General features: G+C 68.2%; 26 protein-coding genes and 1 tRNA gene. 13 read left to right on the top strand and 14 right to left on the bottom strand.

Annotated features, from left to right (window positions below; genetic code table 11):
• Positions 1-29: 29 nt before the first annotated feature.
• The 9 genes from SOM08_RS14130 to SOM08_RS14090 all read left to right on the top strand — a co-directional run bounded on the left by SOM08_RS14130 (position 30) and on the right by SOM08_RS14090 (position 9,666).
• On the top strand, positions 30-1,190 hold the full coding sequence (locus SOM08_RS14130; RefSeq protein WP_322469144.1) for a PilT/PilU family type 4a pilus ATPase: 1,161 nt from the start codon (positions 30-32) through the stop codon (positions 1,188-1,190).
• Complete coding sequence (dapE, locus tag SOM08_RS14125; protein WP_116957240.1) at positions 1,190-2,362, top strand: succinyl-diaminopimelate desuccinylase; 1,173 nt, start codon at positions 1,190-1,192, stop codon at positions 2,360-2,362. The genes SOM08_RS14130 and dapE overlap by 1 nt, the downstream gene beginning before the upstream one ends.
• A gap of 8 nt (positions 2,363-2,370) precedes the next feature.
• Positions 2,371-3,240, top strand: coding sequence for a 50S ribosomal protein L3 N(5)-glutamine methyltransferase (gene prmB / locus SOM08_RS14120; protein ID WP_116957239.1), 870 nt, complete (start codon positions 2,371-2,373; stop codon positions 3,238-3,240).
• Positions 3,237-5,195: an ABC-F family ATP-binding cassette domain-containing protein gene (locus SOM08_RS14115; protein WP_116957238.1), complete on the top strand. Its 1,959-nt coding sequence runs from the start codon at positions 3,237-3,239 to the stop codon at positions 5,193-5,195. The genes prmB and SOM08_RS14115 overlap by 4 nt, the downstream gene beginning before the upstream one ends.
• Before the next feature lie 82 nt (positions 5,196-5,277).
• Positions 5,278-5,523, top strand: a complete 246-nt coding sequence (locus tag SOM08_RS14110) for a GlsB/YeaQ/YmgE family stress response membrane protein (RefSeq protein ID WP_070398319.1) — start codon at positions 5,278-5,280, stop codon at positions 5,521-5,523.
• Between the two features lie 472 nt (positions 5,524-5,995).
• Positions 5,996-6,907 (top strand): retron St85 family effector protein, encoded by a 912-nt coding sequence (locus SOM08_RS14105; RefSeq protein WP_322469143.1) that lies wholly within the window; start codon positions 5,996-5,998, stop codon positions 6,905-6,907.
• Complete coding sequence (locus SOM08_RS14100; protein WP_322469142.1) at positions 6,907-7,848, top strand: retron St85 family RNA-directed DNA polymerase; 942 nt, start codon at positions 6,907-6,909, stop codon at positions 7,846-7,848. Before SOM08_RS14105 ends, SOM08_RS14100 begins: the two co-directional genes overlap by 1 nt.
• A gap of 65 nt (positions 7,849-7,913) precedes the next feature.
• Positions 7,914-8,696 carry a hypothetical protein gene (locus SOM08_RS14095; protein ID WP_322469141.1) on the top strand — a complete coding sequence of 261 codons (783 nt, stop codon included), beginning with the start codon at positions 7,914-7,916 and terminating at the stop codon, positions 8,694-8,696.
• A gap of 316 nt (positions 8,697-9,012) precedes the next feature.
• Complete coding sequence (locus tag SOM08_RS14090; RefSeq protein WP_322469140.1) at positions 9,013-9,666, top strand: site-specific integrase; 654 nt, start codon at positions 9,013-9,015, stop codon at positions 9,664-9,666.
• Here the strand turns inward: SOM08_RS14090 and SOM08_RS14085 are convergent.
• The 7 genes from SOM08_RS14085 to tolB all read right to left on the bottom strand — a co-directional run bounded on the left by SOM08_RS14085 (position 9,663) and on the right by tolB (position 15,113).
• Positions 9,663-10,082, bottom strand: a complete 420-nt coding sequence (locus SOM08_RS14085) for a hypothetical protein (protein WP_322469139.1) — start codon at positions 10,080-10,082, stop codon at positions 9,663-9,665. The genes SOM08_RS14090 and SOM08_RS14085 overlap by 4 nt on opposite strands.
• A 212-nt stretch (positions 10,083-10,294) precedes the next feature.
• Positions 10,295-10,370: transfer RNA gene (locus tag SOM08_RS14080), tRNA-Lys, on the bottom strand.
• A 38-nt stretch (positions 10,371-10,408) separates the two neighbouring features.
• Entirely contained in the window at positions 10,409-11,230 is an 822-nt protein-coding gene (locus tag SOM08_RS14075; RefSeq protein WP_116957237.1) for a ThiF family adenylyltransferase, read from the bottom strand.
• On the bottom strand, positions 11,227-12,345 hold the full coding sequence (locus SOM08_RS14070) for a YeeE/YedE family protein (protein WP_116957236.1): 1,119 nt from the start codon (positions 12,343-12,345) through the stop codon (positions 11,227-11,229). The genes SOM08_RS14075 and SOM08_RS14070 overlap by 4 nt, the downstream gene beginning before the upstream one ends.
• A gap of 34 nt (positions 12,346-12,379) precedes the next feature.
• The gene (gene ybgF / locus SOM08_RS14065) at positions 12,380-13,156 is read right to left on the bottom strand and encodes a tol-pal system protein YbgF (RefSeq protein ID WP_322469138.1); all 777 of its coding nucleotides are present in this window, start codon (positions 13,154-13,156) and stop codon (positions 12,380-12,382) included.
• Positions 13,157-13,164: 8 nt separating this feature from the next.
• Complete coding sequence (gene pal / locus SOM08_RS14060) at positions 13,165-13,725, bottom strand: peptidoglycan-associated lipoprotein Pal (RefSeq protein WP_070398316.1); 561 nt, start codon at positions 13,723-13,725, stop codon at positions 13,165-13,167.
• 65 nt (positions 13,726-13,790) lie between these two features.
• A complete protein-coding gene (gene tolB / locus SOM08_RS14055; protein ID WP_416186963.1) occupies positions 13,791-15,113 on the bottom strand; it encodes a Tol-Pal system beta propeller repeat protein TolB in 1,323 nt (440 codons plus the stop codon).
• Positions 15,114-15,274: 161 nt separating this feature from the next.
• Between tolB and msbA the strand changes: the two genes are divergently transcribed.
• Both msbA and SOM08_RS14045 read left to right on the top strand, forming a co-directional pair.
• Positions 15,275-17,110 (top strand): lipid A export permease/ATP-binding protein MsbA, encoded by a 1,836-nt coding sequence (gene msbA, locus SOM08_RS14050; protein WP_416186962.1) that lies wholly within the window; start codon positions 15,275-15,277, stop codon positions 17,108-17,110.
• A 62-nt stretch (positions 17,111-17,172) separates the two neighbouring features.
• Positions 17,173-17,700, top strand: a complete 528-nt coding sequence (locus tag SOM08_RS14045) for a DUF962 domain-containing protein (protein ID WP_116957233.1) — start codon at positions 17,173-17,175, stop codon at positions 17,698-17,700.
• Positions 17,701-17,734: 34 nt separating this feature from the next.
• Here SOM08_RS14045 and SOM08_RS14040 read toward each other — a convergent pair whose 3' ends face one another.
• Entirely contained in the window at positions 17,735-19,222 is a 1,488-nt protein-coding gene (locus tag SOM08_RS14040) for a PLP-dependent aminotransferase family protein (protein WP_322469137.1), read from the bottom strand.
• A 65-nt stretch (positions 19,223-19,287) separates the two neighbouring features.
• Between SOM08_RS14040 and SOM08_RS14035 the strand changes: the two genes are divergently transcribed.
• On the top strand, positions 19,288-20,520 hold the full coding sequence (locus SOM08_RS14035; protein ID WP_116957231.1) for a benzoate/H(+) symporter BenE family transporter: 1,233 nt from the start codon (positions 19,288-19,290) through the stop codon (positions 20,518-20,520).
• On the top strand, positions 20,520-21,320 hold the full coding sequence (locus SOM08_RS14030) for a YggS family pyridoxal phosphate-dependent enzyme (protein ID WP_322469136.1): 801 nt from the start codon (positions 20,520-20,522) through the stop codon (positions 21,318-21,320). The genes SOM08_RS14035 and SOM08_RS14030 overlap by 1 nt, the downstream gene beginning before the upstream one ends.
• A 4-nt stretch (positions 21,321-21,324) precedes the next feature.
• On the opposite strand, the gene SOM08_RS14025 is transcribed toward SOM08_RS14030, so the two are convergent.
• From SOM08_RS14025 to hemF, 6 genes are read right to left on the bottom strand one after another with little or no spacing between them, the layout of a single operon-like run.
• On the bottom strand, positions 21,325-22,875 hold the full coding sequence (locus SOM08_RS14025; RefSeq protein WP_322469135.1) for an Rne/Rng family ribonuclease: 1,551 nt from the start codon (positions 22,873-22,875) through the stop codon (positions 21,325-21,327).
• 13 nt (positions 22,876-22,888) lie between these two features.
• Entirely contained in the window at positions 22,889-23,515 is a 627-nt protein-coding gene (locus SOM08_RS14020) for a Maf family protein (RefSeq protein ID WP_322469134.1), read from the bottom strand.
• Complete coding sequence (rlmH, locus tag SOM08_RS14015) at positions 23,512-23,979, bottom strand: 23S rRNA (pseudouridine(1915)-N(3))-methyltransferase RlmH (protein WP_070398309.1); 468 nt, start codon at positions 23,977-23,979, stop codon at positions 23,512-23,514. The genes SOM08_RS14020 and rlmH overlap by 4 nt, the downstream gene beginning before the upstream one ends.
• Positions 23,976-24,686: a ribosome silencing factor gene (gene rsfS, locus SOM08_RS14010; protein WP_116957227.1), complete on the bottom strand. Its 711-nt coding sequence runs from the start codon at positions 24,684-24,686 to the stop codon at positions 23,976-23,978. The genes rlmH and rsfS overlap by 4 nt, the downstream gene beginning before the upstream one ends.
• Entirely contained in the window at positions 24,683-25,330 is a 648-nt protein-coding gene (gene nadD / locus SOM08_RS14005) for a nicotinate (nicotinamide) nucleotide adenylyltransferase (protein ID WP_116957226.1), read from the bottom strand. The genes rsfS and nadD overlap by 4 nt, the downstream gene beginning before the upstream one ends.
• Positions 25,330-26,247, bottom strand: coding sequence for an oxygen-dependent coproporphyrinogen oxidase (hemF, locus tag SOM08_RS14000; RefSeq protein WP_070398306.1), 918 nt, complete (start codon positions 26,245-26,247; stop codon positions 25,330-25,332). The genes nadD and hemF overlap by 1 nt, the downstream gene beginning before the upstream one ends.
• Position 26,248 lies beyond the last annotated feature (1 nt).

The raw sequence follows: 26,248 nt of genomic DNA, 5'->3' as shown, positions 1-26,248 counted from the left end.
CCCACCCCACCACGAGCGAGGGAGACGGCATGAGCAGCGGAACGATGGAGCGCATCCTGCGCCTGATGGCCGAGAAACGCGCCTCCGACGTGTACCTCACGGCGCACGCGCCGGCGATGATCAAGATCAACGGCCAGGTCATCCCCATCAACAGCCAGGCGCTGCCGCCCGAGGCCCCGCGCAACCTGCTGGCCGAGATCGTCCCCGCCACGCGCATGGAAGAGCTGCTGGAGACCGGCGAGCTCAACATGGGCGTGCCGCTCGACGGCCTGGGCAACTTCCGCGTCAGCGCCCTGCGCCAGCGCGGCTCCATCGCGGTGGTGGTGCGCTTCGTGCCGGGCGACATTCCCGCGCTGGACACGCTCAACGTCGCGCCGGTGCTGGCCGACCTAGTCATGGAAAAGCGCGGCCTGATCCTGATGGTGGGCGCCACCGGCGCGGGCAAGAGCACCACGCTCGCCGCCATGATCGACCACCGCAACGAGCGCGTCAGCGGCCACATCCTCACGGTGGAAGACCCGATCGAGTACACCTACCGCAACCGCAAGTCGGTGGTGAACCAGCGCGAGATCGGGCCCGACACCGCCTCGCTGCAGGTGGCGCTGAAGAACGCGCTGCGCCAGGCGCCCGACGTCATCCTCATCGGCGAGATCCGCGACCGCGAGACCATGTCGGCCGCGCTGGCCTACGCGCAGTCGGGCCACCTGGTGCTGGCCACGCTGCACGCCAACAACAGCTACCAGGCGCTCAACCGCATCCTGAGCTTCTACCCCGTGGAGGTTCGCCCCACCATGCTGGGCGACCTGGCCGCCGCGTTGCGCGCCATCGTCTCGCAGCGCCTGCTGCGCACCCAGCAGGGCAACGCCCGCGTGCCGGCCATGGAGGTGCTGCTCAACACCGCGCTGATCGCCGACCTGATCCAGAAGGCCGACTTCTCGGGCGTGCGCGAGGCGATGGAGAAGTCGCTCGCCGAGGGCTCGCAGACCTTCGAGCAGGACCTGGCGCGCCTCATCCACGAAGGCCTCGTCACGCGGGAGGAAGGCCTGGCCCACGCCGACTCCCCCAACAACCTGCTCTGGCGCCTGCAGAACGATTTCGAACACAGCCGCGCCAGTGGCTACGAGGCGGCCGAAGAAGAAGCCAGCGACGCGCCGTCCTTCACCGAGTTCACGCTCGACGTCAAATTCTGATGACCGATACCCTGCGCCTCGCCGAGGCGCTCATCGCCCTGCCCTCCGTCACCCCGCGCGACGCGGGCTGCCTCGAGCTGATCGCGGCGCGCCTGCGCGCGATCGGCTTCCAGTGCGAGCGCCTGGACAGCGGCCCCGACGACTTCCGTGTCAGCAACCTCTGGGCACGGCGCGGCAGCGGCCAGCGGCCCACGCTGGTGTTCGCCGGCCACACCGACGTGGTGCCCACCGGACCGCTGGAGGCCTGGGCCAGCGACCCCTTCGTGCCCAGCCACCGCGACGGCGCGCTGTACGGCCGCGGCGCGAGCGACATGAAGACCTCGATCGCCGCCATGGTCGTGGCCTGCGAGCGCTTCCTCGCCGAGCGGCCCGACCCCGCCATCGACATCGCCTTCCTGCTCACCAGCGACGAGGAAGGCCCCGCGCTGGACGGCACGGTGGTGGTCTGCAATGCCGTGAAGGCGCGTGGCGAGCGCCTGGACTGGTGCATCGTGGGCGAGCCCACCTCGGTCCAGCGCACCGGCGACATGATCAAGAACGGCCGGCGCGGCACGCTCAGCGGCAAGCTCACGGTCAAGGGCATCCAGGGCCACATCGCCTACCCGCACCTGGCGAAGAACCCCATCCACATGGCCGCGCCCGCGCTGGCCGAGCTGGCCGCCACCGAATGGGACCGCGGCAATGACTTCTTCCCGCCCACCAGCTGGCAGATCAGCAACATCCATGGCGGCACCGGCGCAAGCAACGTCATCCCCGGCACGGTGGTGATCGACTTCAACTTCCGCTTCAGCACCGAGCGCACGCCCGAGTCGCTGCAGGCGCAGGTGGTCGACATTCTGGCGCGCCATGGCCTGCGCGCGGGCAGCGAACACGAGCTCGCCTGGACCCTGGGCGGGCGGCCCTTCCTCACCACCCCGGGCACGCTGGTCGACGCCGTGCGCACCGCCATCCGCGAGGAAACCGGCCTCGAGACCGAGCTCTCCACCACCGGCGGCACCAGCGACGGCCGCTTCATTGCGGCCGTGTGCCCGCAGGTGATCGAGCTCGGCCCACCCAACGCCACCATCCACAAGGTCAACGAGCACGTGAAGCTCGCCGACATCGAACCCCTCACCGCGATCTACGGCCGCACGCTGCAGCACCTGCACGCGCAGGCGCAGCAGACCGCCTGATACCCACCGTGAACCTGCAAGAACTGATGGCCCGGGCCGAAGCCCGCCTGGCCAGCGCCCCGCTGGCCTATGGCCAAGGCACCACCAACGTCCGCGACGAGGCCGCCTGGCTCGTGCTGTGGCGCCTGGGCCTGCCGCTCGACACCGACCTCGACGCGCACGCCGCCGACACCGTGGACGCCGACGCGGCCGCCGCCGTCGATGCCTTGATCGAGCGGCGCATCGCCACGCGCGAGCCCGCCGCCTACCTCACGCAAGAGGCCTGGCTGCAGGGCGTGCCCTTCTATGTGGACCGCCGCGCCATCGTGCCGCGCAGCTTCATCGCCGAACTCATCGCCGACGGTGGCATCGACCCCTGGCTGAGCGACGACACCGTGCGTGTGCTGGACCTGTGCACCGGCAACGGCAGCCTGGCCGTGCTGGCCGCCCTGGCCTGGCCCGAAGTGCGCGTGACCGGCGCCGACCTGTCGCCCGAGGCGCTGCAGGTCGCGCGCATCAACGTCGACCGGCACGGCCTGGCGGACCGCATCGCGCTCGTGGCGAGCGACGGCCTCGCGGCCTGCCCCGGCCCCTGGGACCTGATCCTCTGCAACCCGCCCTACGTGAACGCGCGCAGCATGGCCGAGCTGCCACCCGAGTTCCGCGCCGAGCCCGCGCTGGCGCTGGCCGGCGGCGCCGACGGCATGGACTTCGTGCGCGCGCTGCTGCGCGACGCGCCCGCGCGCCTGAGCCCGCACGGCGTGCTGGTGCTGGAGATCGGTCACGAACGCGCGCACTTCGAAGCCGCCTTCCCCGCGCTCAACCCGGTCTGGCTGAGCACCAGCGCGGGCGACGACCAGGTGCTGCTGCTCACCCGCGACGCACTGGAGGCCGCATGATCGTCGTCCGCGATGTGGTGCTGCGCCGCGGCACCAAGGTGCTGCTCGACCGCGCCTCGCTCACCATCAACCCCGGTGAAAAAGTGGGCCTGGTGGGCCGCAACGGCGCCGGCAAGTCCAGCCTGTTCCGACTGCTTGACGGCAACCTGCACGAAGACAAGGGCGAGTTCAGCGTGCCCGCGCAATGGCGCCTGGCCCAGGTCGCGCAGGACATGCCCGAGACCGAACTCGACGCCACGCGCTTCGTGGTCGAAGGCGACACCACACTGCTCGCGGCCGAGCGCGAGGTGGCCGAGGCCGAGGCCAGCGGCGACGGCGAGCGCATGGCCCACGCCTACATGGCGCTCAACGACGCCGGCGCGCACGACGCCACCGCGCGCGCGCAGGCGCTCATCCTGGGCCTGGGCTTCCAGACCAACCAGCTCGATCGCCCGGTCAACAGCTTCTCTGGCGGCTGGCGCATGCGCCTGCAGCTGGCGCGCGCGCTCATGTGCCCGAGCGAGCTGCTGCTGCTCGACGAACCCACCAACCACCTGGACCTGGACGCCCTGGTCTGGCTGGAGGCCTGGCTGGCGCGCTACCCCGGCACGCTGCTCGTCATCAGCCACGACCGCGAGTTCCTCGACGCGGTGACCAACGTGACCGTGCACATCGAGCACGCCCAGCTCAAGCGCTACGGCGGCAACTACAGCCGCTTCGAGGACATGCGCGCCGAGCAGATGGCCCTGCAGCAGGCCGCGTTCTCGCGCCAGCAGGACAAGATCGCGCACCTGCAGAAGTTCATCGACCGCTTCAAGGCCAAGGCCAGCAAGGCCAAGCAGGCCCAAAGCCGCGTGAAGGCGCTGGAGCGCATGGAGCGCATCGCCCCGGTGCTGGCCGACGCCGAGTTCAGCTTCGAGTTCAGCGAGCCGGCCAGCCTGCCCAACCCCATGCTGGTGCTGGACGGCGTGGACGTGGGCTACCCCGGCGATGGCGGCGAGCCGATCACCATCGTGCGCGGCATCCAGCGCTCGGTGATGGCTGGCCAGCGCATTGGCATCCTGGGCGCCAACGGCCAGGGCAAGTCCACGGTGGTCAAGACCATCGCGCGCACGCTCGCCCCCCTCGCGGGCACGGTGACCGAAGGCAAGGGCCTCAACATCGGCTACTTCGCGCAGCAGGAACTGGACGTGCTGAGCCCGCGCGACAACCCGCTGGAGCACATGGTGCGGCTGGTGAAGGAGTGCAGCGCGCAAGGCCGCCTGAGCGGCCAGCCCACGCGCGAGCAGGACCTGCGCAACTTCCTCGGCATGTTCCAGTTCACCGGCGACCAGGTCTTCCAGGCCGTGGGCAGCATGAGCGGCGGCGAGAAGGCGCGGCTGGTGCTGTGCATGATCGTCTGGCAGCGCCCCAACCTGCTGCTGCTCGACGAACCCACCAACCACCTCGATCTCGCCACGCGCGAGGCCCTGTCCATCGCGCTCAACGAGTTCGAGGGCACGGTCATGCTGGTGAGCCACGACCGCGCCCTGCTGCGCGCCGTGTGCGACGAGTTCTGGCTGGTCTCGCGCGGTGCCCTGCAGCCTTTCGACGGCGACCTCGACGACTACCAGCGCCACCTCATCGAGATGGCCCGGCAGGCGCGCGAGGCGCAACGCGCCGCCGCGCGCGCCGAGGCCCCCGCCCCGGCCCCCGTGGCCGCGCCGGCGGAGGACCGCCGCGCGGACGCGCAGCGGCAGAAAGCCCTCACCGAGCGGCTGCGTCCGATCAAGAAGGAACTGGCCCAGGTGGAACAGCGCATGGCCGCATTGGCCCAGGAGCGCGAGCGCCTGGAAGCCGAGCTGCTCGCCGCGCCCGAACCGGCGAAGCTGGCCGAACTGGGCAAGCGCCTGAAGGTGGTGGAAGCCGAGAACGGGACCGTCGAGGCGCGCTGGCTGGAGCTCAGCGAGGCCATCGAACAGGCGCAGCAGGCCTGAGCCGCGCGCAAGCGAAGCGCGCTACAGTGGGTGCGGGCCGTCGAGAGGCGGCCCATTCAACATCCCACAGGAGGCTCACACCATGATGTCCATTCTCGGCACCATCCTCATCGGTCTCGTCGCCGGCTTCGTGGCCCGCATGCTCAAGCCCGGCAATGACAGCATGGGCTGGATCATGACCGCCGTGCTCGGCATCGCCGGCTCCTTCCTGGCGAGCTACCTCGGCGCCGCCATGGGCTGGTACGCCCCGGGCCAGGCGGCGGGCTTCATCGCCTCCGTGGTCGGCGCGATCGTGATCCTGGTGATCTGGGGCATGTTCAAGAAGTGAGGCCCCGGCGCCGCGGCCCTCGCGGCACCACAGCAGGTCATCGCGCGACACAAAGAAAAAGGCCCTGGTCTCACGACCAGGGCCTTCCTGTTGGTGGTAGGACGTGGCAGGCTCGAACTGCCGACCAACGGATTAGGGGGGGGAGGAATCCCCATATTTATCAACAACTTAGCCCGCCCTCGCTCGCCGTCACTCGCCAGACCACGCCAGCAAAGGCACGGCTAGCTAGCACCCGCCGGGTCCACAAATTCAAGCTGCCCCCACCCCCCGGTTTGTTGAGTGTTGCTTGCACACTATCGCCTCTTTGCGCTTCGTATGCATAATGAAACTGCCTAGCGTTTTGTTCGGTACGCCCGAACCGGTCTGCGGGTCGCAGTCCGCCTAGCATTTTTAGACATGGCGCTGGATTCCGCTTCGGAGTCCCGCCAGTCGGCAGGACTCCGAAGCGGAATCCAGCGTCCTTCAAGTAGGCATGCTTAGTAAGATCGTTGCATCACACAAAAGCGCCATTGGCGCACAGGTGAAAAAATTCGGGCGCCTCACTCTGAGGCGCCCGCCTCTTTTTCTCCCTCACTCTCAGCTAATATTCCTTTGCGGTGCAAACGCCAATACAGGCATACCATCGGCAAGACGAAAGGAAATAAAACGCTTCATCGAAAGCCTATCCCCACAGTTCCGCGTGATCTATGCAGAAAATGTATTCACGGAACTCAAGAACTTGGGGGGCAATAAAAATTCACTCGATCTGGAAGACGAAATTTCCAGAATCGCGGATAAGGTTCTCATAATTCTAGAAAGCCCCAGCGCATTTTGTGAGCTTGGGGCTTTTTCTCATGCAACGTTAAGAAAAAATGTAATAGTCATTAACGACTCCCACTTCCGCAGTCAAGAGTCATTCATTAACACGGGACCAATAGCTGCATTAGAAGAGGTCAAATCCCCTGTACTATGGTATCCCATGGCCAACGGGGGGATTCAACAACTGGACGGCATCGGAGCTGTCTTCGGCGACTTGGGGGATGCACTAAATGCTGCGTCAGGCGCTAGAGCAAGAAGAATTAGAGGTGATGCATCCGACCTTAAAGCAGATCGCACGAGTCTTTACTTCATTCATGATGTCATTCATTTTTCAGAGCCAATTACCTACGAAGAGATCATTGACATACTAAAGTCCGGCTTTGGGGAGAAGGACTATGGCATCCTTAAGCGTCTGCTTGGAATCCTTAAAGCCTCCGGATTCATAAATAGCACTGGAGAACGTCGGAACCGGATTTTCCGTTCAGCCATAGGAACCCCATTGATGCGGCATGAACTTGATACAAAGCCATTGATTGCCGCCTTCCGAGGCTTTCATCTAAGACACAATCCAGGGCGGTTTGGATAATGCAGTCAACGGCCAAACTCATTAGCGAAGAACTTTCCATCCCAATAGAGAACATATTCGATGCTCTATGGAATGGGAAAAATGAGCATCGTAAATTTAGGATCAAGAAGAAGACGGGCGGCCACCGTGAGATACGGCAACCCACGCCCGAGCTAAGGATGATTCAGGATTGGTTGTCGCTGCGGCTGTTCTCAAACTTTCCCCAAAGCGCAATTGCCAGCGCGTTCCGGACTGGCGCTTCGATTCTCAACAATGCTCAAAAGCATTCAAGCAACCTCTACTCCATTAGGGTGGACTTGAAGGATTTTTTTCCATCGATCACCCTAGAGGATTTAAAGGGGAAGATATATTCAAACCGGCCCACCCTCCCTAGGTGGGCGACGCATAAAGACACTTTTTCGGTCTTGGATGCTGCCTGTTTTGACGAGAGAGGCACATTACCGATCGGCTATTCGACCTCGCCTGCAATATCAAACATCGTAATGCTGGACTTCGACGCCAGTCTGCACAACCTGGTGAAGAACGATATTGGGCGCTTTGGCACTGCAGAGCTCACGCGTTACGCCGACGACTTTGTATTTTCAACCAATGTGCGCGGTGCATGCGGACGGTTTCTTGAGGCACTAAAGGACGCCATCTATAGGTGTCCCAGTCCGAGACTCCAGATCAACGACAAGAAAACCAAATTCATGAGTCGTCCAGGCGGCTCCACGCTGGTTACAGGACTAAGAGTCAACAACGTAGGCCAGATTCGCGTTCATCCCAATTATCGCGATCACGTGCGCCTCCTGCTAAAGCTGTATGCGGCGGGCAGGCTCAATCCCGACGAAAACGCGAGCTTAGTCGGCCACTTAGCCTTTGTCGAGAACGTTGACCCCCAGTTATTTACAAAACTATCGCGGCGCTATTATGAATTCATCCGAATCGTGCGCAATACTTAGTTGCAAAATCACTGCGTGACCGCATTCTCCACCCACCAATCAAAGGTGCATTCACGAGCCATCAAATGGAGAAAGAGTTCGGCAAGCTCACTGCAGCTCAATTCTCCGAACTCATTCATTTTACACCCAAGTTGCTGCAGTTAGTAGGTGACTTGGGGTCGCATATGGCCGATGCATCCGCCTCGCGATTCGATGCGTTGTTGCCCGGCTCATACGGCGACTATTGCCACGTTTACGAAGAATCTTTCGTTGGCCATCTTTCGATTGTGATTGTCATGATGAATCGACATCTTGACGTTCACAAGATTGCTCAGACGACTGGTCCGCAAGAGGAAATCCTAAGCATTGTTCGCAACATGGGAGAGCCAGAGGACCATCGTCCGCTCTTCGAGGGTGTAGATGAGTCGATGGCGATGGCGCTGATCTACTCAATTGGTCAGACCGTCACGAGCATGGCCACTTACGGCCGCAGCATTTCGGGGCTCTTGCACGACGCGAGGGAGCGTGGCGACCTAGACGCGTTGTTCAAGGTCATCCGGATGGATCGCGCCGTCATCGGCTGCCCGACCGCCATGCAGCGCATCGCGCGCGCGCAGCTTCGCAACAACAAGGCTTTTTTCACCAGACTCCGAAGCGCCTTGGCCGGGCCAGGCAAGAAGCAATGGGAGGGGCTGCACCCGATGCGCTACGCCTTCATCCTGCTGAGCGAGATGGGCATACACGACCTCTCTGATGCGCAGCTTGAGACTTTGATGGTCGACACCCTCAAGGTGTACCCAAAGTCACCTGGCGCACGGAAGAACCTGCGCGCCCAGTACCGCAACTTCCGCCGGTACACAACCATCTGAATCCGCGGTTTGAGATGGTCGCCCACCGAGGGCGTGATGCATTCAATCGGTATCCGTTCGAGGAAGCCACAGTGGCATGCCTGGCGCGGAAAAAGGTTGAACCATGCCCTCCAAGCGTCCCCATGCCGTCAAGCCTGCTGGCATCCCCCTGCCCTCCACACAAGCCGACCCGGGTTCGGATGCTGCGCGCCGTGCGCGCAGCTCCGAACCCGGGTCGGAACGGGGTGCGCCGCCTGGTAACACAGCACCCCATACATGCAATGGGTCACTGCCCGACGGGTTCCGGCTGCTTCGCCTGGGCGTTGACAGTCTGTACTTGTCGTACTCGGGCGAGCTGCACCCTGAGTCTCTCGACGCGCTGAACAAGCTCAAGGGCTACGCGCAGTCCGAGCATCCTGAAGAACAGGCCAAGGCACAGTGGCCAGTCGGCTCCCACTTCTTCCGGGTCCATGACAAGGGCGCGAAGCTGTTCCCGTTCATCCTGGACGACAACGCGTACCGCATCCACTACGATGCAATCCCCCGGACTCTAGATCGCAGTGCTACGAAATCCGGGGGCAGCGCAGGTCGAGCGCACGCCGTGCCACTTAATGAGATAGCGGTGGAGGTGCTGAAGCGCCAGCTCGGGCGGCACGACTCCTACGTGTTCACGTACCAAGGCCACCCCATCGCCAACGTGTCCACGAAAGCATGGTGGGCCGCTCTGAAACGTGCAGGCATCGAGGACTTCCGCTGGCATGACCTGCGGCACACCTTCGCCACCTGGCACCGCCAAGCCGGCACGCCCACACACGAGCTACAGAAGCTGGGGGGCTGGAAAACGCTCTCGATGGTGGAGAGGTACGCTCACGTTGCTCCAGAGGGGCTACAAACTGCAGCTGCTCGTCTTGACGGTGTGATGGCCGGCTATGCCCGCACGGCAGCGGCAGGCATGTTCTCCGAGGCGACAAGCAGCGAGCAACTGCGCTAGCACTTGAGCGCAAACTGCCGATCGCGCGCATTCTTCCGCTGGGCCCTGATGCGATCCAGAGACTGCAAGCTCTGGGGAGCTCGGCCAGCGGAGTCCAGGGCCTTGATCGTCTGGTCAAGGGCTTCGCACTCTGCAGACTTGTTATGCCCCTGTGCGCCACCGTTGTTGATGATGGTTGTTCTGTTCGAGCTGGTCGAACTTGAACCCCGCAGCTGTTGGTTGCCTATGTCGACCTGCTGGTTGAACGGCATACCGTCAGGCACAGAGACGATGCGCTCGATCAAGGCATTGTGCTGGTTGCAGTGGTTGCTCGCCCAGAACGTCCCGCCACCGTATGCCTTGCAGAGATAAATCGTTGCAGACGGTGCCATCAGTGGCAAGGCTGCAACCATGACGAAAACGAGCGTCCGCTTCATATAACTCCCCTCCCTGACACCGAAGCATCGGTCGACCGTGGTTCGGTCCTGAATATACGCAGGTACAGAGGGAGCCGAAGAGTCCAAAGCGAGAGAAAAAGCGCACTTGCTGCGCTTCTCGAGCGGGGCCCATAAATCCCATCGGGGCTACGCTTTGGCTACGCCAGAACGAGAAAAGGGGTCTGACCTCACGATCAGACCCCTCTTGACTCTGGTAGGACGTGGCAGGCTCGAACTGCCGACCAACGGATTAAAAGTCCGCTGCTCTACCAACTGAGCTAACGTCCCACTCTCTTCGCCGCTTGCGTATCGCTTGCTGCGAAGCCTCAGATTATAGCGTGGTTTCGATGGCTCTCTGAAGGCCGATCGCTTTTTTCTTGCGATGCGTTCGCCAGGGTCTCGAGCAGCCAGCCCGCGGCGCACAAGCCGAAGGTCGCGGTGACCGTGACCACCGAGCCGAAGCCGTGGCAGTTCAATGAACCATCGCCGCCATCGAGCCCACACGAAGGGTCCGGCGGCGCCACCGCTTCGCGGCTGAACACGCAGACCGTTCCCATGCGACCCTGGCGCGCGCCACCGTGGTGCTTGCGCAGGCGGTAGCGCAGCTGTGCGAGCAAGGGGTCGTGCGTGACCTCGGCCAGATCCGCCAACTGCACCGCTTCCGCGCGGCGCTTGCCGCCGGCCGCGCCCACCGCCACGAAGGGCACCCGCTCGGCGCGGGCCCAGGCGGCCATCGCCGTCTTGGCGCGCACCTGGTCACAGGCATCGATGAGGCCGTCGGGTCGCTGGCCCTGCAGCAGGCCAGGCCAGTTCTCGGGTGTCACGAAGTCGTCCACCAGATCCAGCTCGATGCCCGGATGAAAGCCCAGGAGGCGGTCCCGCAAGGCCTCGATCTTGGCCTGACCCAGCGTGGCGTCCAACGCGTGCACCTGGCGGTTGATGTTGGACTCGGCGACGTGGTCGAGGTCGATCAGTGTGAGGCGGCGCACGCCGCTGCGCGCCAGCGCCTCGGCCGCCCAGGAGCCCACGCCCCCCAGGCCCGCCACCACGCAATGCGCGTCGAAGATGCGCTGCGCGCCTTGCACGCCGTAGAGCCGCCGCAGCCCGCCGAAGCGGCGTTCGAAGCGCTCGGCGTCAAGCGGATTCACCCCGCGCGCTCCAGCAGCCACATCTGGAATTTGAAGCCCAGCACCGCGCCGCCCACGATGCCCGCGACCGCGACGGCACTCAGCAGGCTGAGCGTGGACAGGCCGGATAGCCCTTGGCCCACGGTGCAACCCAGGGCCGTGACGCCCCCCACGCCCATGAGCGCCGCGCCCACCAGGTGCAGCGCGGTATCGCGTGTGTCGCGAAAACCTTCCCAGCGGAAGCTGCGCTCGATGAGCGCGCAGAGAAAGGAGCCCGCGACCACGCCGAACACAGTGACGACGCCGAAGGTCAAGACCTTGCTCTTGTCGCTGAAGAAGATGAACCAGTCGAGCACGTAGGCCATGGGCGCGGTGAAGGTCAGGGCCTCCATGCGGCCGCTGTTGCTGCCCGTGTAGACGGGCTCCAGCGTTTCCGGGTGCTCCGGCAGGAAGCCCAGATGGCCGCTCACCCACCACATGCCCACGATGGTGAGGCCGATGCCGGCGCCCGCGAGCAGGTTGTTGCCGGTGCGGAAATCCGCGCTGCGCAGGCACCAGGCGATGAGCACGACGCCGATGACCAAGGCGCTGAGCAGGCCCGCCAGGCCCGGCTCCATGCCCAGGGCCTTGGCCACCCAGGTGGGCAGCGCCGAGCCCGATGGCAGTTCCAGGCTCACGCGGTCGACGGTGTTGACGCGCACCACGCCGAAGATGCCGCGCAGCGTCATGAACGCGGCCAGGCCCATGACGAAGAACACCACCAGCGACTTCAGGCTGCCGGCGCCGATGCGCACCAACGTCTTGCTGCCGCAGCCCGAGGCCAGCACCATGCCGAAGCCGAACAGGGAGCCCCCGACCAGGGCCGAGAGCCAGAGGAAGCGGCTGCCGGTGTAGAGCGATTGGCTGGTGTCGATCCAGCCCAGCCAGCCCATGCCGTAGAAGCCGATGGCCGCCACACCCACGGCCATGACCCACATGCGCATGCGGGTCCAGTCGCCCATGTTCACGATGTCGCTGATCGCGCCCATGGTGCAGAAATGGGTGCGCTGGGCGATGAAACCGAACACCGCGGCCACGCCGAAGGCGGCCCACAGCACGGTCTGGTTCAGGGATTGCAGGGTGGCGAGTTCGTCCATAGGGCCGCGATTGTAGGGGCGGCCCCATGGTCCCTCACTTCAGTCGGGCCAGGCGTTCCTTGGCCGCGCCAGCGGCCTCGCTCTGCGGGTGCTGCTTCACCAGGTCTTCCAGCGTTCTGCGCGCGCCTTTGGTGTCCTTCAGCTCGACCTGGCTGTTGGCCAGGGCCAGCATGGCCTCAGGCGTGCGTGGGTGGTCGGGGAATTCGCGCACCAGGCGCTGATGCGACTCCACCGCGTCCTTGTAGGCGCGCGCGGCGTACTGTGCGTTGCCCAGCCAGTACAGCGCCACCGGGGTGTAGCCGCTGGTGGGGTAACGCCGCAGGAAGGCCGTGTAGGCGACCGTGGCGCCCGCGAAGTCGGACTTGCGCAGGGTGGCCATGGCGGCTTCGAACTCGGCCTTCTCGGCCGGTTGCGCCGTGAAGCTGCGGCCGTCGAGCTCGACCTTCACCGGCTCGACCTGGCGCAGGCGCTCGTCGATGCCGGCCTGCACGTCCTTCTGCGCGCGCTGCAGCTCGGACACCTCGCGCGCGAGCTGCTCGTTCTGCCCGCGCAGGCGGGCGATCTCGCCGCGCAGCTGCTCGATCTGGTTGGCCAGTTCGAGCATGCTGCGCTTGATGGTCGCGTCGCCCTCGCGCTGCTGCGCGGCGGCCGCATCGGCGGCCTGGCGGTTGGCGTCGACCTGGCGGCGCAGTTCGATGATGGCCTGGCGCGCCTCGTCGTCACCGAACAGGGCGTGCGCGGACGGCGCCCACAGGCCGCCCAGCAGCAGGGCTCCCGTGGCCAGCGTGGGTTTCCAGCGCGCGATGCTCATTCCTTGGCTCAACGGTAGGTGAGCTCGACGCGGCGGTTCTTGGACCAGGCGGTTTCGTCGCTGCCGGTCTGCGCGGGTTTCTCTTCACCGAAGCTCACGGCTTCCATCTGGCTGTCCTGCACGCCCAGCAGCGAAAGCGCGCGGCGCACGGCCTCGGCGCGTTTCTGGCCCAGGGCCAGGTTGTATTCGCGGCCGCCGCGCTCGTCGGTGTGGCCCTCCAGCTGCACGCGCACGCTGCGGTTGGCGTTGAGGTAACGCGCGTTGGCCTCGAGCAGGGCCGTGGCGTCGGGCTTGACCTCGAAGCTGTCGTAGTCGAAGTAGATGATGCGCTGCATCTGCGCGGGTTGGGCGCTGGTGCTGGACGGCACCTGCACACCGGCCACGCCGCGCGGGTCGACGCCGCTGCCCTGCCCGCCCGCGCCAGCCGCTCCGCCCGCGGCCGTGCCCGAGCGGTCTTCCACCGGCGGCTCATCCAGGCGGACGTTGGAACCGCAGGCCGCGAGCACGGCGGCGGCGATCAGCGCGGCGAGCAGGCCGCTGAGGCGTCGGAAGGGGGTGGTACGGGACATGGCGGTTCCTGAAGTGCGTTGTTGATGAGGAAACAATCGGGACGGGAGGATCGATCGGCGCGGGTTCAACGAAGGAAGGGTCCCCATTCGGGTTCCCGGATATCGCCCTGCGCGCCGGCCAGGCGGGTCTTGATGCGGCCATCCACGGTGGTGGTCATGAGCGCGTCGCCCCCCTTGTCGCGGGTGGCGTAGATGATCATGCGGCTGTTGGGCGCGAAGCTGGGGCTCTCGTCGCCGCTGGTGTCGGTGAGCGCGGTGACGGTGCCGCTGGACAGCTCCATCACGTGCAGGCGGAAGGCGCCGTTGATGCGCGAGATGAAGGCCAGCCAGCGGCCGTCGGGGCTGAGCGCGGGCGAGATGTTGTAGTTGCCGGTGAAGGTGACGCGCTGGGCGCTGCCGCCCTGCGCGGGCATGCGGTAGATCTGCGGCGAGCCGCCTCGGTCGCTCACGAAGTAGATCTGCTTGCCGTCGGCGCTGAACACCGGTTCGGTGTCGATGCTGCCGCTGCCGCTTTGCGTGAGGCGGCGCGGCTCGCCACCGTTGGCGTCGACCGCGTAGAGCTGGGCGTTGCCGGAGAGGGTGAGCGCGGCCACCACGGTCTTGCCGTCGGGCGACCAGGCCGGCGCGCTGTTGGAGCCGCGAAAGCTCGCGAGCACGCGGCGGCGCCCGGTGGCGACCTCGTGCGAGACGATCTCGGCCTTGCGCTTCTCGAACGAGACATAGGCCAGCTGCGCGCCATTGGGCGCCCAGCTCGGGGAGATGATGGGCTCGTTGCTGGTGAAGGCCGCCTGGGCGTTCTCGCCGTCGGCGTCGGCCACCCACAGGCGGTGCGTGCTGCCCGCCTTGGTGACGTAGGCGATGCGGGTGGAGAACACGCCTTTCTCGCCGGTGATCTTCTCGTAGACGTAGTCGGCGATCTTGTGGGCGGCCAGGCGCAGGTTGTTGGGCGTGCTGGGGTGGCTCATGCCGCCCAGGTCCTGCGCGCGCACCACGTCCCAGAGGCGGAAGCGCACGTCGAAACGGCCGTCGGCCAGGCGGGTGACGCTGCCGGTGAGCAGGGAGTCGGCACCGCGCTCGCGCCAGGGGGCCAGGTCGGGGCGGGAGGTTTCGTCGAGCGCGCCCGACAGCGGCGGCACCGCCACGAACTGGCCGGAGCGCTCCAGGTCGGCGCGCACGATGGCGGCGATGTTCTCGCTCGCGGCGTCGTTGCCGCGGAAGCTCACGGCCGAGAAGGGAAAGCGGGTGAGGCCAACGCCGGTGACCTCGACCCGGAACTGCGCCAGCGCGCCCGCGGCGGGCCAGCCCAGCAGGGTGGAAGCGGAGAGAAGGCCCAGGGCATGCCGGCGCGGCATCCCGGTGGAGGGATGGAGTCGGGGCGGTTGGTGCATGGTGTTGGGATTGTCGGGCAGTGCGGGACGCGAGGCCCGGTGCCCTTGTAAGTAGCGGCCGATAATACCGGACGCCCGCAGGCAAGCCGTGACAAGATGTGTGCCCTCGCGGCCTGCTGGACCGCGATCGCGCCCATTGGTTCCCCACCATCCGCCCCGATTTGAACCCCTCCGACCCGTCCGCTGCCCTCCCCTCCGGCCCGCTGCGCCAGCGGCTGCTGCGCGTCTGGCCCTATTTCCGGGACGCGAAGACCGGCATCGTCTTCGCCGCGCTGGCCACCGTGATCGGCGCGCTGACCGAGCCCCTGATCCCCGCCTTGCTCAAGACCCTGCTCGACGAGGGCTTCGACGACGGCCGCATTCCGCTGTGGATGGTGCCGCTGGCCTTCATGGGCCTGTTCGGCGTGCGCGGCATCGCCTCCTTCGTGGCGCAGTACGCCCTGTCGTACACGGCCAACGTGGGCATGCTCAACCTGCGCCGCGCCATGTTCGCCAAGCTCAACGCGGCCCAGCTGGCGCTGTTCTCGCGCCAGAGCGCGAGCAAGCTGTCCAACACCCTGGTCTATGAGGTGCAGACCGGCTCGCAGATGCTGGTGTCGTCCCTGCTCACCCTCGCTCGCGACAGCCTCACGCTGCTGGCGCTGATGGGCTACCTGCTCTACCTGAACTGGAAGCTCACGCTGATCGTGATCGCGGTGTTTCCCGGCCTGGCCTGGATCATGCGCGTGCTCTCCAAGCGCCTGTACCGCCTCACGCGCGCCAGCCAGCAGGCCACCGACGAGCTGGCCTACGTGGTGGAGGAAAACGCCCTGGCCCACCGCGTGGTGCGCCTGCACGGCGCGCAGCGCCGCCAGGCCGAGCGCTTCGACCAGCTGAGCGTGGCGCTGCGCCGCCTGGCGCTCAAGAGCACCATCGCCATGGCCGCCATGACGCCCTTCACCCAGCTGCTGGCCTCGGCCGCGCTGTCGGCGGTGATCGCGGTGGCGCTGTGGCAGAGCAGCACCACCGGCGTCACGGTGGGCAACTTCGTCGCCTTCGTCACCGCCATGCTGATGCTGATCGCCCCGATCCGGCACCTGGCCGAGATCGCCTCGCCCATCACGCGCGGCCTGGCGGCGCTGGAGCGCGGCATCGAGCTCATCGAACACACGCCCGAACAGACCGGCGGCTCGCACGTGGCCGAGCGCGTGCAAGGCGCCATCGCGCTGCGCGGCGTGTGGGTGCGCTACCCGCCCAAGGCCGACGGCGCCGACGCGGCCGAGGCCGGCCTGGCGCTGCGCGGCATCGAGCTGGACATCCGCCCCGGCGAAGTGGTGGCCTTCGTCGGCCCCTCGGGCTCGGGCAAGACCACGCTCATCAACCTGCTGCCGCGCTTCGTGGAAGTCGAGCGCGGGGTGGTCACGCTGGACGGCGTGCCGCTGCCCGACTGGGACCTGGCCAGCCTGCGCCGCCAGTTCGCGCTGGTGAGCCAGGACGTGGTGATGCTCAACGACAGCCTGGCCGCCAACGTGGCCCTGGGCGCGACCGACGACGAACTCGACGAAGCCCGCGTGCACGCCGCCCTGCTCTCGGCCAACCTGGGCGAGCTGCTGGAGCGGCTGCCGCAGGGCATGCACACCAACGTGGGCCACAACGCCACCGAGCTCTCGGGCGGCCAACGCCAGCGCCTGGCCATCGCGCGCGCCATCTACAAGGACTCGCCGGTGCTGATCCTGGACGAGGCGACGTCGGCGCTGGACAACGAGTCCGAGCGCCTGGTGCAGGACGCGCTGTCGCGCCTGATGAAGGGCCGCACCACCCTGGTCATCGCGCACCGGCTGTCCACCATCGAGCACGCCGACCGCGTGATCGTGCTGGCCGAGGGCCGCATCGTGGAACAGGGACGACACGCCGATCTGCTGGCGGCCGACGGCGTGTACGCGCGGCTGCACGCGCAAGGGCTGGGCACGGCGGGCGCCGACGCCCAGGCCAGCCCACCCCAGGTCACCCCGGATTGAGCGCCGCGGCGCGTGGGTGTACAAGCGCGGGACAACACGCCCGCCCCGGCCGGAGACCCGCCATGCGCAACCTCAGCGAACAGCTCACGCAGTACGCGGCCTACCACCGCGACCGCCGCAACATCCTCACCCATTTCGTCGGTATCCCCATGATCGTGCTCGCAGTGGCCGTGCTGCTGGCGCGGCCGTTGCTGGCGCAGTGGGGCGCGGTGGCGCTGTCGCCCGCCACGGCGGTCACGCTGCTCACGGTGCTGTACTACCTCAAGCTGGACCTGCGCCTGGGCGCGGTGATGGCGGCGCTGATGGCCCTGTCGCTCTGGTTCGCGCAGGCGGTGGCGGCGCAGGCCACGGCCGTGTGGCTCACGGTGGGCGTGGGCCTGTTCGTCGTGGGCTGGGTGATCCAGTTCGTCGGCCACTACTACGAGGGGCGCAAGCCTGCCTTCGTGGACGACCTGGTGGGCCTGGTCATCGGCCCGCTGTTCGTGGTGGCGGAGGCCGGCTTCCTGCTCGGCCTGCGGCGTGAGCTGCAGCAGGCCATCGAGGCGCGCGTGGGCCCGGTGCGGGACCACGCCCCTGCCCGCGCGGCCTGAGGCCCGCGCCGGGCGCGATCGATCGCCCCTGCCCTCAGCGCGCCAGCGCGCGCAGCACCCTGGCGAGCCGCCGCACGGCGACCTCCAGTTCGCCCGGCGCGTGGGCCGCGAAGCCCATGAGGAAGCCCGCCTCGTGCCCGCCGGGCGAGGCGTGCAAGGCCGTCAACCCGAGCAGGTCGATGCCCGCGCGGCGGGCCGCGTCCACGGCCTCGCGCTCGGGGACGCCGCAGACCAGCACGCAGGGCATCTGCAGGCCGCCGTCCGGCACCCGGGGCTCCACCAGGCCGGCCAGGTGCTGGCGCACCAGGCGCGCCAGCGCGTCGCGCCGCTCGGCGTAGACGGCGCGCATGGTGCGCACGTGCGCGCCGAAGTGGCCGCCTTCGATGAAGCGGGCCAGCGTGAGCTGCGGGATCGGCGCGCTGTGCCCGTCCAGCAGCGTGCGCGCCACCGTCATGGGAGCCACCAGCGACGGCGGCAGCACCATGTAGCCGATGCGTAGCCCCGGGAACAACGACTTGGTGAAGGTGCCGATGTAGACGGTGCGCTCGTGCGGATCGAGCCCCTGCACGCAGGCCGTGGGCCGGCCGGCGTAGTGGAATTCGCTGTCGTAGTCGTCCTCGATGATCCAGGCCTGCTGCTGGCGCGCCCATTCGATGGCGGCCAGCCGCCGGTCCAGCGACAGCGTGGCCCCGCTCGGGAACTGGTGGGACGGCGTCAGGAACACCGCCCGCGCCAGCGGCGCCGCCTGCTGCAGCAGGTCCACCCGCATGCCCTCGGCGTCCAGCGGCACCGGCACGCAGGCCAGGCCGGCGGCCTCGAAGGCCTTGCGCGCGCCGTGGTACATGGGGTCCTCGACGACGATGCGCTCGCCGGCGTCCAGCAGCACGGTGGCGCACAGGCTCAGCGCCTGCTGGGAGCTGGTCAGCACCAGCACGCGCTCGGGCGTGGCGCGCGCGCCGCGCTCCAGATTCACGTAGGCCGCGATGGCCCGGCGCAGCGCCTCCATGCCCTGCGGGGGGCTGTGCAGCAGGGCCGCCGCACCGTGCGCCTTCAGCACCTGGCGCTCCAGCCGCTCCCAGGTGGCCAGCGGAAAGGCCCGGACCTCCGGCACGCCGGGCGCGAAGGCACGCGGCGCGACAAAGTCCCGCACGCCACCGCCCTGGAACAGGGCGGCGCCGCGCCGGCTCAGGCGCGCCTCCCCCGGGTGGGCGGATGGGCGCCCCGCGGGAGCGCGCGCCCCCAGGCCCCGGGCCCGCGCCGACACGGCGCTGCCGCGGCCCACGCGCCGCTCGATGAAGCCTTCCGCGTGCAGCTGGCCGTACGCGGCCTCGACCGTGTCGCGCGACACCCCCAGCGACCGGGCCAGCGCGCGCGAGGCCGGCAAAGGCCGGCCGGCCTCCAGCGCGCCGTCGAGGATGAGCTGGCGCACGGCGCGCTGCACGCGCGCGTGCAGGGGCAAGGCGGCCCGCGCCGGATCGGCGACGCCGGCCTTGACCGATTCGAGCAGGGCGTGTTTGAACAATTGGTCTGGGTAACGTCAGAAAAATGGCCGGAGATATCCGACCATTTTCACTCTACAACACCCCCATGCCTTCCACCCCCTCCCCCACGCCCCTTCGCTGGAGCGACCTGCCCCACCCGGTCGTCGCCGGGCTGGTCTCGGTCATCGTCAACTATGGCGGCACCTTCATCCTGGTGTTTCAGGCCGCCCAGGTGGCGGGACTGAGCGCGGCCCAGACGGCCTCCTGGGTCTGGTCGGTGTCCATCGGCGTGGGCGTGACCGGCCTGCTGCTGAGCTGGCGCTCGCGCGAGCCCATCATCACCGCCTGGTCCACGCCGGCCGCGGCCTTCCTGGTGACAGCCCTGGCCACCACGCCCTACCCGCAGGCCATCGCGGCCTACCTGGTGTCGGCCGCCGCCTTCGTGGTGCTGGGCCTGTCGGGCTGGTTCGAGCGGCTCATCCGCCTGATCCCGCCCGGGGTGGCCGCCGGCCTGCTCGCCGGCATCCTGCTGCCCTTTGGCATCAAGGCCCTGGGCGGCCTGAGCGTGGACCCCACGCTGGCCGGCCTGCTGATCGTGGCCTATGTGCTGCTCAAGCGGATCACGGCGCGCTACGCCGTGGTGGGCATCCTGGCCCTGGGATTGGCTTTCCTGCTGGCGCAGAACCGCGTCGATCTCTCGGGGCTGGCGCTGCGCTTCGCCGCGCCGGTGTTCACGCCGCCCGAGTTCACGCTCAACGCCCTGCTCAGCGTGGCGCTGCCGCTGTTCCTGATCACCCTCACCGGCCAGTACATGCCGGGCATGCTGGTGCTGCGCAACGACGGCTTCAAGAGCCGCGCCGATCCCATCGTGGGCGCCACCGGGCTGGGTTCGCTGCTGATGGCGCCCTTCGGCTCGCACGCCTTCAACCTCGCGGCGATCACGGCGGCCATCTGCACCGGCCGCGAGGCGCACGAAGACCCGTCCAAGCGCTGGATCGCCGGCATCGCCGCGGGCCTGTTCTATGTGCTGGTGGGCGTGTTCGGGGTGACGCTGGCCGCCGCATTCATGGCCTTGCCGGCCACCTTCATCACCACGCTGGCGGGCCTGGCGCTGCTGGGCACCATTGGCGCCAGCCTGGCCGGCGCCCTGGCCGACGCCCGCACGCGCGAGGCCTCGCTGATCACCTTCCTGGCGGCGGCCGCCAACATCAGCCTGTTCGGCATCGGCGGCGCCTTCTGGGGCCTGGTGATCGGACTGGCCGCGCACGCGGCGCTGCACGGCCACTGGCCGGGGCGGCCGGCGCGCACGGCGCTGGCGGACAAGGCAGCGAGGCCCTGATGACGACGCCAACGCCCGCCACCCCCACCCGGCACGACCGGCACGGCCGCTACCCCCAGGCCCTGACGGAGGCCGACCTGCGCCGCCACCTCGACGAGGTGCAGGCGCGCATCGCCGCGGCCTGCCGGCGCGTGGGGCGCGACCCCGCCGAGGTGCGCCTGCTGCCCGTCAGCAAGACCCAGCCCGTGGAACGCGTGCGCCTGGCCCACGCGGTGGGCTGCCGCCTGCTGGGCGAGAACAAGGTGCAGGAGGCCCTGGGCAAGTGGGAGCGCACGCAGGACCTGGCCGGTCTGCGCTGGTCCGTCATCGGCCACCTGCAGACCAACAAGGCCAAGCTGGTGGCGCGCTTCGCCAGCGAGTTCCAGGCCCTGGACAGCCTGCGCGTGGCCGAGGCGCTGGACCGCCGCCTGCAACTGGAAGGCCGTTCGCTGGACGTGTTCGTGCAGGTCAACACCTCGGGCGAGGCCAGCAAGTACGGCCTGGCGCCCGATGAGGTGCCGGCCTTCCTGCGGGCCCTGCCGGCCTTCGCGGCGCTGCGCGTGCGCGGCCTGATGACGCTGGCGCTGTTGTCGTCCGAGGCGCAGCGTGTGCGGCGCTGCTTCGTGTTGCTGCGCGAACTGCGCGATCGGCTGCGCCAGGACGCGCCCGCGGGCATCGACCTGGAGGCGCTGTCCATGGGCATGTCGGGCGATTTCGAGATCGCGATCGAAGAAGGCGCCACCGTGGTGCGGGTCGGGCAGGCCATCTTCGGGGCGCGTGCGCTGCCGGACAGCCACTACTGGCCGGCGGCGGGCGGCTGAAGGCTCACATCAGGACGATGTCGTACTGCTCCTGCGTCATCGAGCTCTCGCTCTGCAGCGAGATCGGCTTGCCGATGAACTCCGACAGGCCCGCCAGGTGCGCGCGCTCATCGTCGAGGAACAGCTCCACCACCTTGGGCGAGGCCACCACGCGGAACTCGCGCGGGTTGAAGGCGCGGGCCTCGCGCAGGATCTCGCGCAGGATGTCGTAGCACACGCTGCGCGGCGTCTTCACCGCGCCCTTGCCGCCGCAGGCCTCGCAGGGCTCGCTGAGCATGTGGGCCAACGATTCGCGCGTGCGCTTGCGCGTCATCTCCACCAGGCCCAACTGCGAAAAGCCACCGGTCATGGTCTTGACCCGGTCGCGCGCGAGCTGCTTGCGGAACTCGGCCAGCACCGCCTCTCGGTGGTCGTCGCGCGTCATGTCGATGAAGTCCACGATGACGATGCCGCCCAGGTTGCGCAGCCGCAGCTGGCGCGCGATGGCCTGCGCGGCCTCCAGGTTGGTGCGGAACACCGTGTCGTCGAAGTTGCGCGCGCCCACGAAGCCGCCGGTGTTCACGTCCACCGTGGTCAGGGCCTCGGTCTGGTCGATGACCAGGTAGCCGCCCGACTTGAGCTCCACCCGCCGGCCCAGGGCGCGCACGATCTCCTCGTCCACGTTGAACAGATCGAAGATTGGCCGTTCGCCGCTGTAGTGCTGCAGCTTGGCCACCGTGTCGGGCATGAACTCGCCAGCGAAGCCCTGCATCAGGCCGAACTGCTCGCGCGAGTCGATGCGGATGGACTGCGTGCCGGCGCCCGACAGGTCGCGCAGCACCCGCTGCATGAGGTTCAGGTCCTCGTGCAGCAGAGAGGCCGGCGGCTGGCGCAGCGCGGCCTCCTTGATGCGCAGCCAGGTCTTGCGCAGATAGGCGACGTCGTCGGCCAGTTCCTCGTCGTCGGCGTCTTCGGCGTTGGTGCGCAGGATGAAGCCGCCCGCCGGGCTGCCGTCGGCGGTGGCGGTGAGGGCCAGCAGGCGCTGGCGCAAGGCCTCGCGCTGGGCGGCGGGGATCTTCTGCGACACGCCGATGTGGTTGTCCTGCGGCAGGAACACCAGCAGTCGGCCCGCGATGCTGATCTGGGCCGTCAGCCGCGCGCCCTTGGTGCCGATCGGGTCCTTGAGCACCTGCACCATCAGGGCCTGGCCTTCGAAGATCTGCTTCTCGATCGGCAGCACCGGGTTGGGCGCCAGCACCTTGGGCGCGGCGGCCGGCGCGGCACCGCCCGCAGCTGGCGCCGGTTCGGCGTCGGCCGGCGCGCGCGGCGTGGCGTGCTTGGCCTGGATATTGGGCATCAGGTCGGCCACGTGCAGGAAGGCCGCGCGGTCCAGGCCGATGTCCAGGAAGGCCGACTGCATGCCCGGCAGCACGCGCGAGACCTTGCCCAGGTAGATGTTGCCCACCAGCCCACGCTCCAGCGTGCGCTCGATGTGCACCTCCTGCACGGCGCCCTGCTCCACCACCGCCACGCGCGTCTCCTGCGGAGACCAGTTGATCAGGATGTCCTGGTTCATGGCTTGTGCCCCGTCAGAGGATGGGAAGGCCGGCCGCGCGCAGCAGCCCGGCGGTTTCAAAGGCGGGCAGGCCCACGATGCCCGTGTGGCTGCCGGCGATGCGGCTCACCCACAGGCCCGCGTGGCCCTGGATGGCGTAGGCGCCGGCCTTGCCCATGGGCTCGCCGCCCTCGACATAGCGGCGGATTTGCGTCGGCGTGAGCGTGTCGAAGCTCACCAGGGAAGTCGAGAGCGCGGCCCAGCGCCGCGCGCCCCGGCCCACGGCCACGGCCGTGAGCACGCGGTGCGTGCGGCCGGACAGTTCGGCCAGCATGCGCCGTGCCTCGGCGGCGTCGGCGGGTTTGCCCAGGATGCGCCGGCCCAGGGCCACGGTGGTGTCGGCGCACAGCACGGGCGCCGGCGGCAGGCCGCGGCGCTTCAGGCGCGCGAGCGCGGCCTCCAGCTTGAGCGCGGTGACGCGCTGCACATAACGCGCGGGGGCCTCGTTCGGCCGCGCGGCCTCCAGCGACTCGGCGTCCTCGTCCGCGTCGGGCAGCAGCGGTTCGTGGCGCACGCCCCACTGCGTGAGCAGCTCGCGCCGGCGCGGGCTCTGGGAGGCCAGATAGACAAAGGGTTCGCCGCCGGGGCCTGGTTGCTTCATTCGCGGTGGTAGGGGTGGTTCGCGTTGATGGACCAGGCCCGGTAGAGCTGCTCGATGAGCAGCACGCGCACCATGGCGTGCGGCAGGGTCAGGTCGGACAGCCGGATGCGCTGGTGCGCGGCCTCGCGAAAGGCCGGGTCCAGGCCGTCGGGCCCGCCGATCACCAGGGCCACGTCGTCCCCGCCCAGCTGCCACTGACGCAGCTGCTGGGCCAGTGCCTGGGTGGTGAGCGGCGTGCCGCGCTCGTCGAGCGCGACCACGCGCGCCCCGCGCGGGATGGCCGCCTCGATGCGCTGGCGCTCGGCGGCCCACAGGGTCTCGGTGGTCTTGGAGCCGCGCGGCTCGGTCTTGACCGCCTTGAGCTCGACGCGCAGCTCGGGGGGAAAGCGTTTGGCGTAATCGTCGTAGGCGGTCTGGGCCCAGTCGGGCACCTTCTGCCCGACCGCGACGATCACGAGCTTCATGCCTTCTTCTTGGCGGCGGGCCTGGCCGGCTTGCGGGCCGCCGAGGGGGCGGCCTTGGGCGAGGCCTTCTTCTTCGCCGCCGGGGCATTGACCACCACCTTGGCCATGCCGGCGCGCGGCTTGGCGGGCGCCGCCTTCTTGGCGGCGGGGGCCCGGCTGGGCGCGGCTTTCTTGGCCGGCGCCTTCTTGGCCGGGGCGGCCTTGCCCGCCGGGGTGGCGCCACGGCTCGCGCCCTTGGCCGCGGCCTTGCGCGCCACGGCCTTGGCCGACACCGGCTTGGCCTCGGCGGCGCGCTCAGCGGCCGGCTTGGCGGGCTTCTTCGCCGCGGCGGCCTTCTTCGCAGCCGACGTCAGGCGCACGGGCTTGGCGCCCCAGATTTCCTCGAGCCGGTAGTACTGGCGGATCGCGGGCTGCATCACATGCGCCACGGCCGGGCCGCAGTCCACGATGATCCATTCGCCGTTGTCCTCGCCCTCGATGCGCGGCTTGTCGAAGCCGGCCTCGCGCACCGCGTCGCGCACGCTGGCGGCCAGGGCCTTGGTCTGCCGGTTGGAGGTACCGCTGGCGACGATCACGCGCTCAAACAGCGGCGAGAGTTCCTCGGTGTTGAAGACCACGATGTCCTGGCCCTTGACGTCCTCCAGGCCATCGACGATGGCCCTTTGCAGTTTCTGGATGTCTTTCTTCGCGGCGGATTCGCTGGTCATGAAGCGGTCTGGTAAAGGTGGTGCTGTGAAATATAGCTTGCGACCGCGTCCGGGACCAACAGGTCCAGCGGCGGTCCCTCGGCCGGGTCGGCGGCGAGTTTGGCGCGCAGCGCGGTGGCGCTGATGTGCTGCAGTGGCATGCGCAGCGGCACGAAAGGCAGATCCACGCGGCTGAGGTCGATGAGCGGCGCGTCGCCGCGCAGGGCCTGGGCGCCGATGTCGGTGGGCCGGTTGGCCACCGCCAGGGTGGCCAGCGACAGCACCTCTTCCCAGCGCACCCAGGACTTGAAGGCGAGCAACTGGTCGGCGCCGAGCACCAGGTACAGCGTGGCCTGCGGATACTCGGCGCGCAGTTCCGCCAGCGTGTCGGCGGTGTAGCTGGGGCCCAGGCGCTCGGTCTCGCGGCGGTCGATGCGCGCCCGAGGCAGGTCGCCGAAGGCGCGCTCGCACATGGCGATGCGGTGGTGCGCCGGCGACAGCGTGCGCGCCTTGTGCCAGGCCTGGCCGGTGGGCATCACGTGCAACGCGTCCAGCCGGAGCTGCTCCAGCGCCGCCAGCGCCAGCGCGCGGTGCGCGGTGTGCGGCGGATCGAAGGCGCCGCCGAACATGCCGACGCGCTGGAGCGGAGCACCGGAACCGGCCATCAGACCCAGTCCCGGCGCACCAGGAAGTCGCGGTAGAGCCGGTCCTCGGGCGTGCCCTTCTTCGTCTGGCGGTTGTAGGCCCAGCTCACCAGCGGCGGCATGGACAACAGGATGGACTCGCTGCGCCCGCCGGACTGCAGGCCAAAGTGCGTGCCCCGGTCCCACACCAGGTTGAACTCCACGTAGCGGCCGCGCCGGTAGAGCTGGAAGCTGCGCTCGCGCTCGCCATAGGCGGTGTTCTTGCGCTGGTCGACGATGGGCAGGTAGGCGTCGAGGAAGGCGTCGCCCACCGAGCTCATCATGGCGAAGCTGCCGTCGAAGCCGAGCTCGGAGAAGTCGTCGAAGAAGACGCCGCCGACGCCGCGCTGCTCATCGCGGTGCTTCAGGTAGAAGTACTCGTCGCACCAGCGCTTGAAGCGCGGGTATTTGTCGACGCCGAAGGGGTCGAGCGCGGCCTTGCAGGCGCGGTGGAAATGCCGCGCGTCGTCCTCGAAACCATAGTACGGCGTGAGGTCCATGCCGCCGCCAAACCAGCACACGGGCGCGCCGCCCTTGGGCGTGGCGGCGATCATGCGCACGTTCATGTGCACCGTCGGCACGTAGGGGTTGCGCGGGTGAAAGACCAGCGACACGCCCATGGCCTCGAACGGTGCGCCGGCCAGCTCGGGCCGGTGCTGCGTGGCCGAGGGCGGCAGCTGGCGCCCGCGCACGTGAGAGAAGCCGCAGCCCGCGCGCTCGAACACCGGGCCGTCTTCCAGAATCTGGGTGATGCCGCTGCCCTGGAGCTTCTCGCCGGGCTTTTTCTTCCAGCGGTCCACCACGAACTGGCCGCCGTCGACCAGGGCCACGGTGGAGGTGATCCGCTCCTGCAGATCGACGAGGTATTCGCGGACGTTGGCGATCGGGTTGTCGGACATG

The organism is Hydrogenophaga sp. SNF1 (assembly GCF_034421675.1).
Classification (GTDB): Bacteria; Pseudomonadota; Gammaproteobacteria; order Burkholderiales; family Burkholderiaceae_C; genus Hydrogenophaga; species Hydrogenophaga borbori.
This window is presented reverse-complemented; position numbering and strand designations above follow the sequence as displayed.

Excerpts from the sequence above, each read along its gene's own strand:
- SOM08_RS14130 (WP_322469144.1), top strand. The coding sequence starts at position 30 with ATGAGCAGCGGAACGATGGAGCGCATCCTGCGCCTGATGGCCGAGAAA.
- dapE (WP_116957240.1), top strand. The coding sequence starts at position 1,190 with ATGACCGATACCCTGCGCCTCGCCGAGGCGCTCATCGCCCTGCCCTCC.
- SOM08_RS14115 (WP_116957238.1), top strand. The coding sequence starts at position 3,237 with ATGATCGTCGTCCGCGATGTGGTGCTGCGCCGCGGCACCAAGGTGCTG.
- SOM08_RS14110 (WP_070398319.1), top strand. The coding sequence starts at position 5,278 with ATGATGTCCATTCTCGGCACCATCCTCATCGGTCTCGTCGCCGGCTTC.
- SOM08_RS14105 (WP_322469143.1), top strand. The coding sequence starts at position 5,996 with ATGCTTAGTAAGATCGTTGCATCACACAAAAGCGCCATTGGCGCACAG.
- SOM08_RS14100 (WP_322469142.1), top strand. The coding sequence starts at position 6,907 with ATGCAGTCAACGGCCAAACTCATTAGCGAAGAACTTTCCATCCCAATA.
- SOM08_RS14095 (WP_322469141.1), top strand. The coding sequence starts at position 7,914 with ATGGAGAAAGAGTTCGGCAAGCTCACTGCAGCTCAATTCTCCGAACTC.
- SOM08_RS14085 (WP_322469139.1), bottom strand. The coding sequence starts at position 10,082 with ATGAAGCGGACGCTCGTTTTCGTCATGGTTGCAGCCTTGCCACTGATG.
- SOM08_RS14070 (WP_116957236.1), bottom strand. The coding sequence starts at position 12,345 with ATGGACGAACTCGCCACCCTGCAATCCCTGAACCAGACCGTGCTGTGG.
- ybgF (WP_322469138.1), bottom strand. The coding sequence starts at position 13,156 with ATGAGCATCGCGCGCTGGAAACCCACGCTGGCCACGGGAGCCCTGCTG.
- pal (WP_070398316.1), bottom strand. The coding sequence starts at position 13,725 with ATGTCCCGTACCACCCCCTTCCGACGCCTCAGCGGCCTGCTCGCCGCG.
- tolB (WP_416186963.1), bottom strand. The coding sequence starts at position 15,113 with ATGCACCAACCGCCCCGACTCCATCCCTCCACCGGGATGCCGCGCCGG.
- SOM08_RS14045 (WP_116957233.1), top strand. The coding sequence starts at position 17,173 with ATGCGCAACCTCAGCGAACAGCTCACGCAGTACGCGGCCTACCACCGC.
- SOM08_RS14035 (WP_116957231.1), top strand. The coding sequence starts at position 19,288 with ATGCCTTCCACCCCCTCCCCCACGCCCCTTCGCTGGAGCGACCTGCCC.
- SOM08_RS14030 (WP_322469136.1), top strand. The coding sequence starts at position 20,520 with ATGACGACGCCAACGCCCGCCACCCCCACCCGGCACGACCGGCACGGC.
- SOM08_RS14025 (WP_322469135.1), bottom strand. The coding sequence starts at position 22,875 with ATGAACCAGGACATCCTGATCAACTGGTCTCCGCAGGAGACGCGCGTG.
- SOM08_RS14020 (WP_322469134.1), bottom strand. The coding sequence starts at position 23,515 with ATGAAGCAACCAGGCCCCGGCGGCGAACCCTTTGTCTATCTGGCCTCC.
- rlmH (WP_070398309.1), bottom strand. The coding sequence starts at position 23,979 with ATGAAGCTCGTGATCGTCGCGGTCGGGCAGAAGGTGCCCGACTGGGCC.
- rsfS (WP_116957227.1), bottom strand. The coding sequence starts at position 24,686 with ATGACCAGCGAATCCGCCGCGAAGAAAGACATCCAGAAACTGCAAAGG.
- nadD (WP_116957226.1), bottom strand. The coding sequence starts at position 25,330 with ATGGCCGGTTCCGGTGCTCCGCTCCAGCGCGTCGGCATGTTCGGCGGC.
- hemF (WP_070398306.1), bottom strand. The coding sequence starts at position 26,247 with ATGTCCGACAACCCGATCGCCAACGTCCGCGAATACCTCGTCGATCTG.